Annotated in this window: 10 protein-coding genes; 8 read left to right on the top strand and 2 right to left on the bottom strand. The window is 76.1% G+C overall.

Annotated elements, in window-relative coordinates; genetic code table 11:
• The first annotated feature begins 147 nt into the window (after positions 1–147).
• From AB0F77_RS03465 to AB0F77_RS03455, 3 genes are all read left to right on the top strand, one after another.
• Positions 148–1,596, top strand: coding sequence for a hypothetical protein (locus tag AB0F77_RS03465; protein ID WP_361940700.1), 1,449 nt, complete (start codon positions 148–150; stop codon positions 1,594–1,596).
• Complete coding sequence (locus AB0F77_RS03460) at positions 1,577–7,018, top strand: hypothetical protein (RefSeq protein WP_361940697.1); 5,442 nt, start codon at positions 1,577–1,579, stop codon at positions 7,016–7,018. Before AB0F77_RS03465 ends, AB0F77_RS03460 begins: the two co-directional genes overlap by 20 nt.
• Positions 7,019–7,088: 70 nt before the next feature.
• Positions 7,089–7,670, top strand: a complete 582-nt coding sequence (locus AB0F77_RS03455; protein WP_361940694.1) for a hypothetical protein — start codon at positions 7,089–7,091, stop codon at positions 7,668–7,670.
• 82 nt (positions 7,671–7,752) lie between these two features.
• Here AB0F77_RS03455 and AB0F77_RS03450 read toward each other — a convergent pair whose 3' ends face one another.
• Together AB0F77_RS03450 and AB0F77_RS03445 are read right to left on the bottom strand one after the other, a co-directional pair.
• Positions 7,753–8,346, bottom strand: coding sequence for a sigma-70 family RNA polymerase sigma factor (locus AB0F77_RS03450; RefSeq protein ID WP_361940691.1), 594 nt, complete (start codon positions 8,344–8,346; stop codon positions 7,753–7,755).
• Positions 8,347–8,513: 167 nt separating this feature from the next.
• Positions 8,514–9,164, bottom strand: coding sequence for a hypothetical protein (locus AB0F77_RS03445; RefSeq protein WP_361940688.1), 651 nt, complete (start codon positions 9,162–9,164; stop codon positions 8,514–8,516).
• A gap of 274 nt (positions 9,165–9,438) precedes the next feature.
• Here AB0F77_RS03445 and AB0F77_RS03440 point away from each other — a divergent pair, with 274 nt between their 5' ends.
• From AB0F77_RS03440 to AB0F77_RS03420, 5 genes are read left to right on the top strand one after another with little or no spacing between them, the layout of a single operon-like run.
• Positions 9,439–10,179 carry a class I SAM-dependent methyltransferase gene (locus AB0F77_RS03440; RefSeq protein WP_361940685.1) on the top strand — a complete coding sequence of 247 codons (741 nt, stop codon included), beginning with the start codon at positions 9,439–9,441 and terminating at the stop codon, positions 10,177–10,179.
• A gap of 43 nt (positions 10,180–10,222) precedes the next feature.
• Positions 10,223–11,392, top strand: a complete 1,170-nt coding sequence (locus tag AB0F77_RS03435; RefSeq protein WP_361940682.1) for a pyridoxal-phosphate dependent enzyme — start codon at positions 10,223–10,225, stop codon at positions 11,390–11,392.
• Positions 11,389–12,615 carry an ATP-grasp domain-containing protein gene (locus tag AB0F77_RS03430; protein ID WP_361940679.1) on the top strand — a complete coding sequence of 409 codons (1,227 nt, stop codon included), beginning with the start codon at positions 11,389–11,391 and terminating at the stop codon, positions 12,613–12,615. Before AB0F77_RS03435 ends, AB0F77_RS03430 begins: the two co-directional genes overlap by 4 nt.
• Positions 12,605–13,930: an MFS transporter gene (locus AB0F77_RS03425; RefSeq protein WP_361940676.1), complete on the top strand. Its 1,326-nt coding sequence runs from the start codon at positions 12,605–12,607 to the stop codon at positions 13,928–13,930. Before AB0F77_RS03430 ends, AB0F77_RS03425 begins: the two co-directional genes overlap by 11 nt.
• Complete coding sequence (locus AB0F77_RS03420) at positions 13,927–14,910, top strand: ferric reductase-like transmembrane domain-containing protein (RefSeq protein ID WP_361940673.1); 984 nt, start codon at positions 13,927–13,929, stop codon at positions 14,908–14,910. Before AB0F77_RS03425 ends, AB0F77_RS03420 begins: the two co-directional genes overlap by 4 nt.
• The last annotated feature ends 11 nt before the right edge of the window (positions 14,911–14,921 follow it).

The following is a 14,921-nucleotide window of genomic DNA, read 5'->3' as shown; positions in this document are numbered from 1 at the left end:
CCATAGCCGGGACGACCGGGTCCCGCACGAGTCCCGCGTGAATGGGTATGAGGTACGGCGGGTCAACTCCCGTCTGTGGTAGACGAGTGGACGGCGGATCGGAAGCCAGGAGCGGGGGGCGCTTCCTGGAGGGGGAGGAAGGTCCTGATGCCCGAGCGTGATCACCTCGTCGTCGTGCTGCCCGGAATCGGCGGAAGCGTCCTGGCCCCGCCCGACCGCCCGGACCGGCCGGTGTGGACGGGCGGCCCGCGCAGCGCGGGCCTGCTGGCACGGCCGGAACGGCTGTCGGTCGGTGCCCGGCCGCGGCTGCTGCCGGTCGGACTGGTCCGCGACCTCACGCCGTTCGGCGTCTGGACCGCGGTGCACGGCTACGACCGGCTGATGCGGATGCTGGCAGGGCTGCCCGGCGCGGTGGTCGACGACGGGACACCGGCGGGCCGCGACCCGGACGCCACGGTCGTCGCCTTCCCCTACGACTTCCGGCTCGGGGCCGCCGACGCCGCCCGGCGCCTCGACGACGAGATCACCGCACGGCTCGCACGCCTGTGGCCCGGCGACGATCCGCGCCGGCCGAGGGTGATCGTCGTCGCGCACTCGATGGGCGGCCTGGTCGCCCGCTACTGGCTCACCTCGCCCGAAGCCGCCGCGCGCACCCGCGCGTTGCTCACGCTGGGCACCCCGCACCGGGGCGCTCCGAAGGCGCTCGACGTGCTCACCCACGGCATCGACGTGAAGGTCGGCAGACTCACCGGGCGCAACGGCGCGCTGCTCGACGTCCTGCGCGGCTGGCCCGCCTTCCACGAACTGCTGCCCCGCCACCCGGTCGTGGCCGACACCGCGCGGCCCGGTGTCCTGCTGCGCCCGCACGAGGTGCCGCTGCCCTGGCTGACCGGCCCCGCCGCCGCCGCGTTCGCCGTGCACCGGCACATCGAGCACCACTGGGACCGGATGCCGCGCGGCGACGGCCCGGAGACGATCCCCCGCATCGGATACGGCCACAGCACGCTCCGCTCGGCACGCTGGGACGGCACGGCGCTGACCGTCACCAAGGACGCGGTCCCCGGCCTCGACGTCGGGGACTGGGCCCCGGACCTGGGGGACGGCACCGTGCCCGCGTACAGCGCACTGCCGCTGGAGATGGAGCGGCACAGCCCGGACGGCATGCGCACCCCGCTGCGGCACGGCCCGATCGGTGGCCTGTCCGGGGTCGCCGCCCTCGTGGAGAGCTACGAACGACGGCCCGCCTGGATCCCGGTGCGCGGCGAGGAGCGCCCGGTCGTCCTCGGCGCCGACCTCGACGAGGTGGCCGCCGCGGGACACACCGTGCCGGTCTCGGCACGACTGCGTGGGGCGACGGCGGCGCCGGACGGGGAGTGCTGGGCCGTCGTCACCGGGATCGACGCTCCCACGGGCCCGGCCGTGCACCACGAGGTTGCCCTGGACCGCGACGGCGCGACGGGCGCGTTCCACGGGGAGTTGCCCGCCCTCGGACCGGGCCTCTACCGGGTGCGGCTCGCCATGGAGGAAGTGCCCGACGCCGGAGACGTGGAGACCGAGGACGTGCTGGAGGTCGTCGATGCCGACGGCGACGGTTGAGTGGCCGCCCTGGCGGGACGGCGACGGCGACTCCCTCGCACGGTACGCCCTGCCCGACGAGGTGGCCGCGCACGCCGCCCTGCCCGCCGACCCGGCACAGTCCACGCGGACCCGGCTGCGCGGCGTCTGGGACGCGCTGCGCGCGGTCGGCGTCGGCTACACCGTCGAACCCCCCGGACAGGACCGGGCACAACTCGTCCGCACGCCCGCGGAAGTGCTCGACACCGTCCGCAGCGCCACCTGCCTGGACCTCGCCCTCGTCCTGGCGGCGGCCTGCGTGTACGGCGGTCTGCCCGCGAGCGTGCTCGTCGTCGAACCCACCGGACCGGGGCGGCCACGGCACGCCCTCGTGGCCGTGGCCCTCGGCAGCGACCGGCCGGACCGCGCTCCGGGCTTCTGGACGGGCCCGCCGGAGACGGTCGCGGCGGCCGTGCGCGCGGCCCTGACCGGACCGCCCCGGCCGCTGGCGGTCCTCGACCCGGTCGGCCTGACCCGCCCGTCGGACAGCAGCCGCGCCCTGGGCACCGGCGCCGACGTCGAGGAGGCCCTCGCCACCGGCCGGCGGCATCTGCTGGACGGGCGGTGGCGGGTCACGACGGTCGCGGAGTGCCGTCGCCGGGCCGACGCCCACCGGCCCCCGGCCACCCCGGCCGTCGCACCGCTGCGCGCCCCCTTCCGGGCCCCGGAGACCTCCGAGTCGGCGCTGCGCCTCATGCGCGCCGAATACCGGCTCACCCCCTTCCTGCCCCGTGACGAACTGGTCGTGCTCGACGACCTGTGCGCCGGACTCGCCCCCGGCGACCCCACGGGCCTCACCGTGCTCAGCGGTCGCGGCGGGGCCGGCAAGACCCGGCTGGCACTCGAACTCGCCGACCGGCTCACCCGCAAGGGCTGGCGGGCCGGCGTCCTCAGGGAGCGCATCGACGACCCGCTCGCGCTGGGGTCACTCGCCGCGGGCGGCGCCCCCCTCCTGGTCGTCGTCGACTACGCCGACGCGCGCGTGGACCAGACGACGGCGCTGCTGCGGGCCCTGCGGCACCGCACCGCCCCGACCGCCGTCGTGCTGGCCGCGCGCACCACCCGGGGCGACTGGCACGGGCACATCACCGGCTCGCTGACCGGCGACGGACACCCGTACACGCTCACCGGGATCGAACTGCCACAGGCGCACCCGGCGTCCGGCGAGGTGTACCGCCGTACGTTCGCCACCGTGTCCGGACGGCCGGCCGCCTCGGCGCCGCCCGTGCCCGCCCCCGCCTGGGCCACCGTGTGGACCACACTCGACCTGGTGCTCCTGGGCTGGCTCGCCGGCACCGGGGCACGCCGGCTGCCGGACACCCCCCACGCCCTCTACGACCAGGTGCTCCAGCACGAAAGCCGGTACTGGCGCGCGGTGTTCGCCCGCACCCGCGGCCGGCGGCGCGGCTACGACAACCTGCTCGACGAGGCCGCGGCCTGTCTCACCCTGCTGTCCCCGCCGACCGACCTGGTGGACACCGCGCTGCGGGCGGTGACCCGGCTGGAGCGGACCGACGACCTGCGCGCCGCCGTCGCCGGGACCATGACCGCCTGCCTCGCGCCCGGCCCCGGCGAGGCGGTCGCCATCCGCCCCGACCCGGTCGGCGACCACCATCTGCTGACCTGGCTGCGGAACCGGCCCGACCTCGTACGGCGCTGCCTCGACCTCGCGTCGACCCCCGCCCTCGACCCCGAACTCGACCCGGTCGAGACGGGCGCCGGAGGCGAACCCGTCCAGCGGGCGCTGACCGTGCTGGCACGCGCCGGACAGAACGACGCGGACGCCGAGGACACCGCCGCCGTCCACATCGAGGCCCTGCTGCGGGCCAGCCCCGGTGTGTGGCCGCTCGCGCTGGCAGTCGCGGCGGCCGGCGGCGGACCCGTGCGCCGTGTCCTGGAGGAGTGCGTCACCGCCCCCGACTGCCCCTTCCCGCCGGCGGAACTGGCCGAGGCACTGCCGTTCCAGCCCGGCGGGCTGTGGCGGCTGGCGCTGCTGGCCGACGAGCGGCAGCTGACCGAGGCCCGCTCCGGCGGCGCCGAACCGCACCGGCTCGCCGACCTGCTGCTGCGGGTCGGCCACCGCCGCTCCGACGCGGGGGACCGGGCGGGCGCGCTGCGCGCCGCGCGCCAGGCCACGGCCCTGTTCCGGCGGCTGCTGGCCCACGATCCGGCACACTACGGCCCCCGGCTGGCCCTCGCCCTCAACCACGTCTCGACGTTCCGCGCCGCCGCGGGCGATCCCGCCGGCGCGCTGGAGGCGATCACCGAAGCGGTGCGCCGCTACGCCGAGTTGGCCGCCGCCGACCCCGAGGCACACCGGGCGGACCACGCCGGGGCCCTGATCAATCTGTCGAGCCGGGCCGAGGAGGCCGCCGAGTTCGACCGCGCGCTCGCCGCCGCCGAGCAAGCCACGCTGATACTGCGCGAGTTGACGGCGGGCGACCCCGAGACCCACGGGCCGACGCTGGCCCTCGCCCTGGTGAACCTGACCCTCGCCCGGCGGGCGACCGGCGACAGAGCCGGCGCGCTGGCCGCCGCCGAGGAGGCGGAGGACCGGTACCGGGAGCTGGCGGACGCCGACCCGCACGCCTACCGTCCCCTGCTGGCGAGCGCGTTGAACAACCTCGGTTCCGCCCGCGCCGACAACGGCGACCCGGCGGGCGGGGTGCGGGCCGCCGAGGAGGTGGTGCGTGTCCACCGGGAGCTGGCCCGCGTCAACCCCGACTACTTCCGGCCCGAACTCGCCCGCTCCCTGGGCCAGTTGGCCAACCGGCTGGCCGACGCGGGCGACGACCTGAGGGCCACCGGACTCGCCGCCGAGGGACTGGCCCTGCTGCGCGAACTGTCCGCGACCCCGGGCAGCCCCGAGAACTCCGACTCCTCCGGCACCTCCGGGACGTCGGAGACCTCCGGCACCTCCGCGCCCGGGATCCGGCACGAACTCATGCTGGCCCTCAACGGGCACAGCAACCGGCTGGCCGAACAGGGCGACACCGACGCGGCACTGGCCTCGGCCCGGGAGGCGGTCGGGCTCGGCCGCGCACTCGCCGCGGAGCACCCGGCGTACCTCGCCGACCTCGCCATCACGCTCAACACCCTCTTCGCCGCCCATCACGACCGGGGCGAGCGGGCCGCCGCGCTGGCCGCGATCACCGAGGCCGCCGACCTCGGCCGGCGGGCGTATGCCCAGCACCCCGGCAGCTTCGACACCGACCTCGCGGCGATCCTGATGAACCTCGCCGTCGCCCTCGGGGAGTCCGGTGCCCCGCAGGACGCCTCGGCCACCGCCTCCGAGGCCGCGCGGATCGTCCGGGAGGCGGCGGAACGGGCGGGCCCCGGCGCGCTGTCGGAGGAGTCCGCCGCCGCGCTGGTGAACGCGGCGACCGTCCAACTGGACCTCGGACGGCCCGACGAGGCGGCCGTCAGCGCGGCGGACGCGGTGGCGATCCGCCGAGGACCGGCCGCCGCCGACCCCGCGGCCTTCTCCGAGGACCTGGCCGTCGCCCTGCACACCCTCTTCCGCGCCGAACACGCCCGCGGCGACGTCTGGGCGGCACTGGCCGCCGCGACCGAGTCGGCCGCGCTCTTCCGGGACGCGGCGGCCGACGGCGCGACCCGGCACCGCCGGAACCTGGCCGACGCGCAGCACGTCCTGGCGCTGGCCCGCGCCGAGGCGGGCGACGAGATCGGAGCGCTGCGGGCGGTGGCCGACGCGGTGGACACCCTGCGCGCGCTCGCCGCCGCCGAGCCCGACCGGTTCGGCCGCGGACTGGCCGACGCCCTGACCGGTTTGTCGAACCGGCTGGCGGACGCGGACCGCACGGACGAGGCGGTCGCCGCGGCCGGTGAGGCCGTCGACCGGCTGCGCGCCCTCGCGGAGGAGGACCCCGAGGCCCACCGGGCCGCCCTGTACGGCGCGTTGCACTCGTGGGCCGCGCACCGCTGGGCCGGCGGCGACGCGGACGCGCTCGGCCCCGCCGAGGAGGCGCTGCGGGGCTACGAGGACCTGCGGCGGCACGAGCCCTCCCGGTACCTGCCGGAGACCGCCATGTGTCTGAACACCGTGGCCGGGCTGCGCTGGACCGCGGGGGACCGGTCCGGAGCTCTGACGGCCGCCGACGCCGCGGTGGCGGCCCACCGGGAAGCCGGCCGGACCGGCGCCCACCGGGCGGACCTCGCGGCGGCCCTCAACAACAGCGGGCTGTGGCGGCTGGAGCAGGGTGACGTCACCGGCGCCGTCGCCCTGCTCTCCGAGGCCGCCACGATCCACCGCGCGCTCACCCGGCAGGACGCGGCGACCCGCGCACCGGGCCTGGTGAGGGCGACCCTGGCACTGTGCCGGGCCCTGCTCGCCGCGGGCCGCCGCGACCGCGCGGCCCGTGCCTGGCGCCAGGCGCTGACCGCGACCCCGGTCGCCCCGCACCGCGCCGAGGTCCGCGCCTCCCAGGCGGTCTGGCAGCACCGGCAGGGCGCGAGGGCCGCCGCCGTGCACAGCGCGCGACGGGCCGCCGCCGAGGCCGAGGCCGCCGCCCCCGACACCGCACCCCACCTCCTCGGCCGGGTACGGCGCACCGTGCGCGGCACGGTCGATCACCTGGGCATGCGCGGGGCCGGACTCCCCCACTGGGCCACGACCGCCGTCACCCCCGAACTGAGCACACTGGTCACCGCCCTCGCGGAGGCCGACGGCTGGGACGCCGCCCACACCGTGCTCGTACGGCACCGCACCCTGCTCACCGATCCCGCCGCCCCGGCCGCCGCCACCGCGCTGGCCGCGCTGTTCCCCGGCGACAGCACGGCGGAGGCCGTCCGTGTCTGGGCCGGCGACATCGCCCGTACCGGATTCGACGCCGCCGTGGCCTCACTGGCGGAACAGGCCGCCGCCGCGCGGGCGGTGTCCGCGTGGCTGGCGGTGACCGCACCGGACGCCGTCGTGGACCACCTGGAGGCGCACGCCGACGAACTGACCACGGGAGCGGTCCTCGACCTGCTCGCCGCCGACCCGGACCACGAGGCCCGGCTGGCCGTGCTGCGGCTGACCGAACGGCTCACGACGGACGGACTGCGCGACGCCCTGGCCGATCCCGACACCGCGGCACGCCGGGCCTTCGACGACGGCGACCTCGACCTGCTCACCCACCTCGCCTCCGCCGTCCCGGACCTGCTCACCCGGCCCGGCATCGGCGAACTGACCGCCGCCGTTCTGCTCGTCGCGCACGGCCTCCCGGACGCCGGCCTGGACACGGGCCGCCGACTGGCCGAGGAATCCCCGCACCTGCGGCGCCGCGCCTACGCCGTCCACCTCCGCACGCTGGCCACCGCCGCGGCCACCGAGCAGGACCGGGAGGCGTTCACCCGGCTGGCGGCCCTGATGGAACCGGACGCGCCGCACCCCGCCGCATGACGGCGGACCGCCCGGTACGCCCCCAGCGCTTCCGGCACCCCCAGCACGCACCGATCCCCGAGGAGCGCAGTTGTCCGACCGCCTTCAGGTGCTCACCGCCGTCTACCAGTCGGACCGCGCCGACCGGTCCAGCACCCTCACCGTGGCCCTCGCCACCATGGGCCTCGCCGTCACCTACGTCGTGGGCACGATCGCGTTCTACGACAAGCTCGACCTGCTGGGCTGGGCGATCGGCCTGCTGCCGTTCCCGCTGGTGTGCGTGCTGGCCTTCCAGGCCCATCTGGTCAACCTCGCCGCCGTCCGGGCCCGTTCCATCCTCACCCTCGAACGGGCGCTGCTCGACGCCGTCGAAGCCGAGGCTGGCCCCCGCCTGGACCGCGCCGTCGTCGGAGCCACCGCGGGCGAGCGGGCCTCCAACATCCACACCGCCACCCGGTGGCAGCGGGCCGTCGTCCTGATCGCCTACGCGGGCGCCGGCCTCGTCCACGTCGCGTACATCGTCCTGATGCTCGTCAAGGCCGCCCGGCACCTCTCCGCCTGGACCGCGCTCCCCGCCGTCTGCTACGCGGCCCTCCTGGTCCCCGTCGTCCTGGCCTGGCGGCGCAGCGTCGTCGACCTCGACGTGGACGCGACCGCGACCCGTCCGACGTGAGACGCGGGCCGTGCACCGGGGCGGCATTGCGGCGAAGGGCCCGACGCCTCGGCGTGCGGGCCCTTCGCGGTGCGGGGGCGGATCAGGCCGCGGCGGACGGGGACGGCTGCCGCTCGGCGTCCTGGAGCCGTTCGATCAGCGAGGCACGGGCCCGGGCCACCCGTGAACGCACCGTTCCCACCGGGCAGTCGCCGATCCGTGCCGCCTCCGCGTAGGACAGCCCGAGCACCTGGGTGAGGACGAAGGCCTCGCGGCGTTCGTCGGGCAGACCGGCCAGCAGGGCGGCGAGCGCGATCCCGTCGTCGAAGCCCGGCAGACCGCGCGGCTGGGCCCGTTCGGCCGCCGACTGCCAGTCGTCGGTGTCGCTCAGGCGCGGCCGGGCGGCTGAGTACCGGAGGCTGTCGATCACCGCGCGCCGGGCGATCGTCAGCAGCCAGGTGCGGGCCGACGAGCGGCCCTCGAAGCGGTGCAGGCTGCCGAGCGCCCGCAGGAAGGTGTCCTGGGTCAGGTCGTCGGCGGACTGGGGATCGGCGCCGAGGCTGGTCACGAACCGGCGCACGTCCCGGTGCAGGGCACGGACGAGGAGGTCGACGGCCTCGGTGTCACCGGCGCGGGCGGCGAGCGCGTAGGCCGTGGCGGGATCGTCGGGCCGGGTGGGCGGGGCAGGAGCGATCATCGGGCGTCCTTCTGGGGAGTCCGGACCGGCGGCGGACGGCGGCGGGTCCGGTGACGGCGTGCGGCGACGCGCGGGAGAGGGATGCGCGACCGCACGAGGGCGTACGGCCGACGCCCGACACCGCGCGGGACCGGGCAGGCCCCGGCGCGGCATCGGGAAACCGGCTGTCAGACGACAGCGGTCCCCGCGGGCGGCCCCCGGGACGTGATGACGTGGACGAGGACGGGACGGCGCGGCACCCGGACGGACCGTCCGCGTCGGGCGCCGACGCGTGGCCGGCGGGAGGCGGCGCGCGGCGGGAGCGGCAGGCGCAGCGGCGCGACGAGCCAGCCGGCGAGCGCCCGCAGGATGCGGAAGGCGGCGCGTTCGCCGCACGCGAGCCACAGCCCGCACAGCAGCGCGGCCAGCGCGTGGGCGGCGAGCATGCCGGTCGATGACATGCCCGCCATGTCGTGGCCCGAGTGGCCGAGGCCGGCCATCGGGTCCGGTGTCGCGCCGGCCGCCACGGCGTGGTGGTGTGCGGCGTGCGCGGCGGGGTGCGCCGGGTACGGTCCGTGGGGCCGCACCACCGGGACGAGCAGGTACCAGCAGTGCAGGACGGTCTGGGCGGCCATCGTGACGGAGACGACCAGCGCGAACCCGCGCTCCCGCCCGGTCAGGAACCACGCCCCGCCGCCGGCCCCCACCACCGCGGTGCCGATGGCCCACCAGGGCACGACACACCCCGACACCATGCCGTGGCCGGTGGCCGCGAGCAGCGCGCACACGGCCGCGAACACCGCGGCCCGCGACGCGCGCAAGCACCACCCGGTCGTCATGGCGAGCTCATCCTCGCATCGGTGCCTCTCGCGTCACGGAGCTCCGGCCGGGTCGGATCGGTCGGCGGCCGAAAACCACTCCATCGGTCAACTCGCCGTACTAACAAGGAACTTGAGGTGAGGCCGCCAAAACCGACTGCCCATGCTGGACCGGGTCCTGCGTCGTCGTCAACAGCCGGGAACCACACGGCGGGGACGCCCGACTACTCCGAGGACGGTGAGCGACGGGAGTTCACGACCGGGTCCCACGGGGTCCAGGAGGAGGCCGAGCGTCATGAAGTGGTACGAGGACGACTCCCTGTGGTCCGACTTCGCGCCCACCATGTTCTCCCCGGCCCGCGCGGAGGCCGCCGCCGACCTGGTCGCCGGTTCGCCCCTGCTGGACTTCCCGCCCGCGTCCCGGGTGCTCGACCTGTGCTGCGGCCCCGGCCTGTTCCTCGTGCCGCTCGCCGCCCGGGGCTTCGACGTCACCGGCGTCGACCTCAGCGGGACGATGCTGGAGCGGGCCGGGGAGGCGTGCGCGCTGGCACGGGCCGACGTGCGGCTGGTGCGCGCGGACATGCTCGCGTACACCGCGCCCGAGTCGTTCGACGTCGTCCTCAACGTGTACACGTCCTTCGGGTACTTCGACGACCCGGACGACAACCTGACGGTCCTCCGCAACGCCCACGAGAGCCTCGCCCCCGGCGGACGGCTCCTCGTCGACGTCATGGGCAAGGAGGTGCTGGCCGGCTGGATCGGACGCCCCCAGGCCGTCGACCTGCCCGACGGCTCGTACGTCGTCCAGCGCGACCACGTCCTCGACAGCTGGCGCCGGCTGCGCACCGACTGGACGCTGGTGCGCGGCACCTCGGCCCGCACGGCGTCCCTGACGTCCCACCTCTACAGCGCCGCCGAACTCCACGACCTGTTCGTGACCGCCGGATTCACCGGGGTGGAGTGCTTCGGCGGCTTCGACGGCTCCCCGTACGACCACCGCTCCCGGCGACTGATCGTCCGCGGCTGGAAGAAGTGATCCGGCCCGCCCGCCCCGCAGCCTCTTGGAGGACCGGTACGACATGCCCGCGCCCCACGAGAACCCGGACTCGCCCCACGACGTCGCCACGGCACCCCGGCCGCCCGCGCACCCCCCGTGGCCCGCGGCCACCCCGAGCGCCGTCGCGGCGGCACCCGTCCACGAACACATCACCGAGGCGATCAAGGCGCCGGCCCTGATCCGGCTCGGCCGCGACGTCGTGCTCGCCCGCTTCGAGACCATGAAGGTCTACGCCGCGCTCGGCGCCGTCCGCGCACTGCTGCGCCGCGGCCGCATCACCCCGGGGCAGACCCTCGTCGACAGCTCCAGCGGCATCTACGCCCTGGCGCTCGCGATGGCCTGCCACCGCTACGGCCTGCGGTGCCACATCGTGGCGTCCACCACCGTCGACGCCGTCATGCGCGCCCAGTTGGAGGTGCTGGGCGCGACGGTCGACCAGATGCCGCCGTCCCAGGACCTCAGGCTCGACCAGGAGCGCCGGGTACGCCACGTGCGCGAACTCCTCGCCGCCCGCCCCGACTTCCACTGGATGCGGCAGTACCACGACTCCGTCCACTACGCCGGGTACCGGGAGTTCGCCGACCTCGTCACCGGCACCCTGCCCGAGGTGCCCCTGACCGTCGTCGGCGCGGTCGGCACCGGCGCCTCCACCGGCGGACTGGTGCGGGCCCTGCGCGAGACGGGCAGGCCCGTGCGCCTGGTGGGCATCCAGCCCTTCGGCAGCGTGACGTTCGGCAGCGAACGCTTCAGCGACCCCGAGGCGATCATCGCGGGCATCGGCAGCGCCATCCCCTTCGGGAACGTACGGCACGAGCTGTACGACACCCTCCACTGGCTCGACTTCCGCCACGCCATGGCCGGCGCCGTCGGCCTGCTGCGGCAGCACGCCGTCTTCGCCGGGCTGTCCACCGGGGCGGCCCACCTGGTCGCCTCGTGGGAGGCGGACCGCGACCCCGGCCGACTCCACCTCGTCCTGGGCGCGGACACCGGCCACCGCTACGCGGAACGCGTCTTCGCCCGGCACACCGAGGCGGCGGACGCGCGCACCCTGCGCCCGCGCCGCATCGGCGACCTCGACGAACTGCGGCCGCCCTGGTCGGTCCTGGAGTGGGCGCGGCGGCCCGACCCCGCACACTCCGGCCCGGACCGGGACGGCGCCGCGGACGTGGCCCCCGTGGAGGTGACGCCATGACCATCGCGGCCCTGGAATCCCTCTCCTTCGGCCTGGGCCGCATGGCCGAGGCCGCGGCGGCGGCCGGACACGAACTGTGCCTGCTCACGGCCGACCGCTCGGTGTACCGCCACGAACTCGACACCGTCCCCGGCGACGCCCTCACCGTCATCGACGTCGACACCTCCGACACGGCGGCCGCGCGGCGCGCGCTGGCCGCGCTGCCCGGCCTCGCCGGACTGCTCAACACCACCGACACCTGGAGCGTGCCGGCCGCCGACCTCGCGGCCGAGTTCGGGCTGCCCGGCCCCGACCCCCGGTCGGTGCGGCTGCTGCGCGACAAGTACCGGGTGCGCGACCTGCTGCACCGCCGGGGACTGAGCGCGAGCCCCGCGCTGCGCGTCGTCCCCGATCCCGACCGTGCGGGCGAGGTGCTGCGTGCGCTCGGTCCGGCCGTGGTCCTCAAGGACAGTGCGGGCACCTCGTCCCGCGACGTCTGGATCGCCCACGGCGAGGAGGCCCTGCGCCGCGCGCTCCAGGAGGCGGGCCGACGACAGCTGTCGGGACGGTTGTTCGCGGAGGTCTTCCTCGCCGGGCCGCTCTACAGCGCGGAGACGCTGAGCAGCGGCGGCACGACCCGGCTGCTCGGCGTCCTCAGCCGGCAGACGTCCCGGCAGCCCGCGGTCAGGGAGGAGGCCGCCGCCTTCCCCGTCGCGCTGCCGCCCGCGGACTCGGCCGCGATCGAGCGGTGGGTCGGGGACGTCCTGCACACGGCGGGACACCACCGCGGCTTCGCCCACGTGGAGTTCGTGCTCACCGCCGACGGCCCCGAACTGGTCGAGATCAACCGCAGGATCGGGGGAGCACTGGTGGGGGAGGTGCTGTGCCGCTCGCTCGGCACGAACGTGTACCGCGCCATGATGGAGGACGCGCTGGGCACCAGGCCCCGGCTCATGGACGCACCGACAGCGGCCGGCGGCCCCGCCCACGCGTTCGTGCTCGTCTACGCGGACCGGCCGGGTGTCCTCAAGGGCTGGCACGGCCTCGACACCCTCGCCGCCTTCCCCGGTGACGTGCGCTGGTACCCGACGCGGGCGCCGGGCGACGTCCTGGCGCACGTCGGCGACCAGCGCGGCTGCACCGGCATCGTGCTCGCCGAGGCCGCCACGGCGGAACTGGCGCAGCACCGGGCGTGGAGCGCGGCCGTCCAGGTGTGTCCCGTCGTCGCCGGCGATGGACCGTAGCCCGCGGCCCGACGACCGTGGCCCGGGGACCGACGACAGCGGCCCGCGACCCGGCGCACGGCGGTTCACGGGCCCGCAGAGGTTCCTGCTGGCGGGCTCGTTCCTGATCACCCTGGGGAGCTTCGCCGTCCTGCCGTACATGTCGATGCTGCTGCACGGGCTCGGCCTGGGACTCGGCACGGTCGGTGCCGTACTGGCGGTGGCCTCGCTGGTGCAGTTCTCCGGCGGGGTGGTCACGGGGGCCGTCGCCGGGCGCGTCGGACTGCGGGCGACCATGCTGACGGCGCTCGCCGTGCGCACGGCCGGGTTCGCCGTCTTCGTGCCCGGCACGACCAGCCCGGTGCTCGCGGTCTGCGCCCTGTTCCTGGTCTCCTGCGGCGGCGCCCTGTACCTCCCCGCGAACAAGGCGTACCTGGTGGAGGGGGCGGCCGAGGCCGACCGGCCCCGGCTGCTGTCGGCGAGCGGGTCCGCGTTCAACGCCGGCATCGCCCTCGGACCGCCGGCCGCGGCGCCCCTCGTGGTGGGTGCGCCCACGCTCCTGTTCACGTGTGTCGCCGCGCTGTTCGCCCTCGTCGCCGCCGGTCACGCCCTGCTGCCGCAGGCCCCCGACCGGCCGGCGGCGCGGGCCGAACCGCCGGCCGCGGGCGGGCCCCCGCGGCAGGACACCGGTCCGTCGCCGTTCGCCGTGACCGTGCTGAGCGTGTACGTCTTCATGTTCTTCCAGCACTATCTGGCGCTGTACGCCGTCCCACGCACCTCGGCCGTCCACTACGGCGCGGTGCTGGCGGGTTACGCCGGTCTCCTCGTCGTCGCCCAGCCGATGCTCGCGGGGTGGGTCGCCGGGCTCACCCACCGGGACGCCATGCGGATCGGTTTCGGGAGCATGGCGGCCGGCACGGCGGTCGTCGCGCAGGGCGGACACCTGGCGATCGGCGCGGGAGCGGCGTTCATGTGCCTCGGTGAGGTGGTGCTGTTCCTGAAGAACGACCTGGAGGCGCTGGCCCGTTCGTCCGCCGCCCCGGCCGTGGTCTTCGGCAGACAGCGGCTGGCGGCCGGCCTCGGCGCGTTCGCGAGCGCGGTGGTCGGCGGCCAGTTGTACGCGGGCGCGGAAGCCCTGGGCTCGGCACGGCTGTTCTGGCTCGCCGTGTCCGCGCAGGGACTCGTCCTGCCCGTGCTGCTGGCCGCCGCCGCGCGCCGCCGCCGTAGGGGTGCGCGACCGGCGGGAACTTTCCCGGGGGCCGCTCCGACTCCTTCACCGGGGGACCGTGCGCGCCCCCGTGCCCCTCAGCCGAAGCGACGAAGAGGCCGCCCATGACGTCATCACCCGTGCAGTCCCCCTCGGGAGAGGCCGACGACCCCGTCGCCCCCGGCGACGGCGAGGGCGGGCGGCAGCGACGGCCCACCCTGCGCTCGGACCTGCGGGCGTCCGTCCCTGACGGTGTGGTCGCGCTGGTCGTCACCGGGGCCGTGTTCGCCCTGCTGTACCAGCGCATCCGGGCCGGGACGTCCTCGACCGTGACCGTGATGCCGTTCATGGCGGACACCGGCGAGTTCTGGATGTACTTCCTCAGCCAGGCGTTCGGCTGGTCGGCCCTGCTGTGGGCCTGGATCACCGTCGTCCTCGGCCTGCTGCTCTCCGGGCCCCGCCCCGCGCGGCTGCCGCTGTCCGTGCCGCGCCTGGAGCGTCTGCACCGCACGACCAGCCTCAACACCATCGCGCTCATCGTCGCCCACGCGCTGCTGTTCGCCGCCGAACTCGTCTACCAGGACACCGCCCGCTGGCACTCCGCGACCGCCACGGCCTTCGTCGAGACGTTCGTGCCCGGCGGCTACGACTCGGGCACCGGCAGGCTCGCCATCCCCCTCGGCCAGGCGGCCCTCTACCTGGCCGTCCCCCTCGGCCTGCTCTTCTACGTCCGCCACCGCATCGGCCCGAAGACCTGGCGGGTCCTGCACCGCTTCGTGATCGCCGTCTACGTCCTGAGCGTGTGGCACACGCTCCTCTACGGCACGAACGTCTGGTACGACGGCTGGTTCCGCACCACGGTCTGGCTGCTCCAACTCCCCCTGGCCGCCCTCCTGCTGGCGCGGCTGGTACGCCCGGCGCGCCGCTCCGAGGCGCTGCGCGGCCCCCGTGCGCACCCGGGCTCGCCGCTGGGCTGGGCACTGCGGCTGGGCGGTCGCCTGGCCGTGGCCGGGGTGCTCGTCGCGCTGGTCGGTGTGCTCGTCAGCGGTGCCGACGGCGGCCGGACCCAGCCGCCCGCCGACACCTCCTCCAGCCACAACCACGAGTGACGGCGACGCCC

This window comes from Streptomyces sp. NPDC026672, from assembly GCF_040638185.1.
Taxonomy (GTDB): Bacteria; Actinomycetota; Actinomycetes; order Streptomycetales; family Streptomycetaceae; genus Streptomyces.
This window is presented reverse-complemented; position numbering and strand designations above follow the sequence as displayed.

Bases quoted from the DNA above. Each gene is read 5' to 3' on its own strand.
- AB0F77_RS03465 (WP_361940700.1), top strand. From the start codon at position 148: ATGCCCGAGCGTGATCACCTCGTCGTCGTGCTGCCCGGAATCGGCGGA.
- AB0F77_RS03460 (WP_361940697.1), top strand. From the start codon at position 1,577: ATGCCGACGGCGACGGTTGAGTGGCCGCCCTGGCGGGACGGCGACGGC.
- AB0F77_RS03450 (WP_361940691.1), bottom strand. From the start codon at position 8,346: ATGATCGCTCCTGCCCCGCCCACCCGGCCCGACGATCCCGCCACGGCC.
- AB0F77_RS03445 (WP_361940688.1), bottom strand. From the start codon at position 9,164: ATGACGACCGGGTGGTGCTTGCGCGCGTCGCGGGCCGCGGTGTTCGCG.
- AB0F77_RS03440 (WP_361940685.1), top strand. From the start codon at position 9,439: ATGAAGTGGTACGAGGACGACTCCCTGTGGTCCGACTTCGCGCCCACC.
- AB0F77_RS03435 (WP_361940682.1), top strand. From the start codon at position 10,223: ATGCCCGCGCCCCACGAGAACCCGGACTCGCCCCACGACGTCGCCACG.
- AB0F77_RS03430 (WP_361940679.1), top strand. From the start codon at position 11,389: ATGACCATCGCGGCCCTGGAATCCCTCTCCTTCGGCCTGGGCCGCATG.
- AB0F77_RS03425 (WP_361940676.1), top strand. From the start codon at position 12,605: ATGGACCGTAGCCCGCGGCCCGACGACCGTGGCCCGGGGACCGACGAC.
- AB0F77_RS03420 (WP_361940673.1), top strand. From the start codon at position 13,927: ATGACGTCATCACCCGTGCAGTCCCCCTCGGGAGAGGCCGACGACCCC.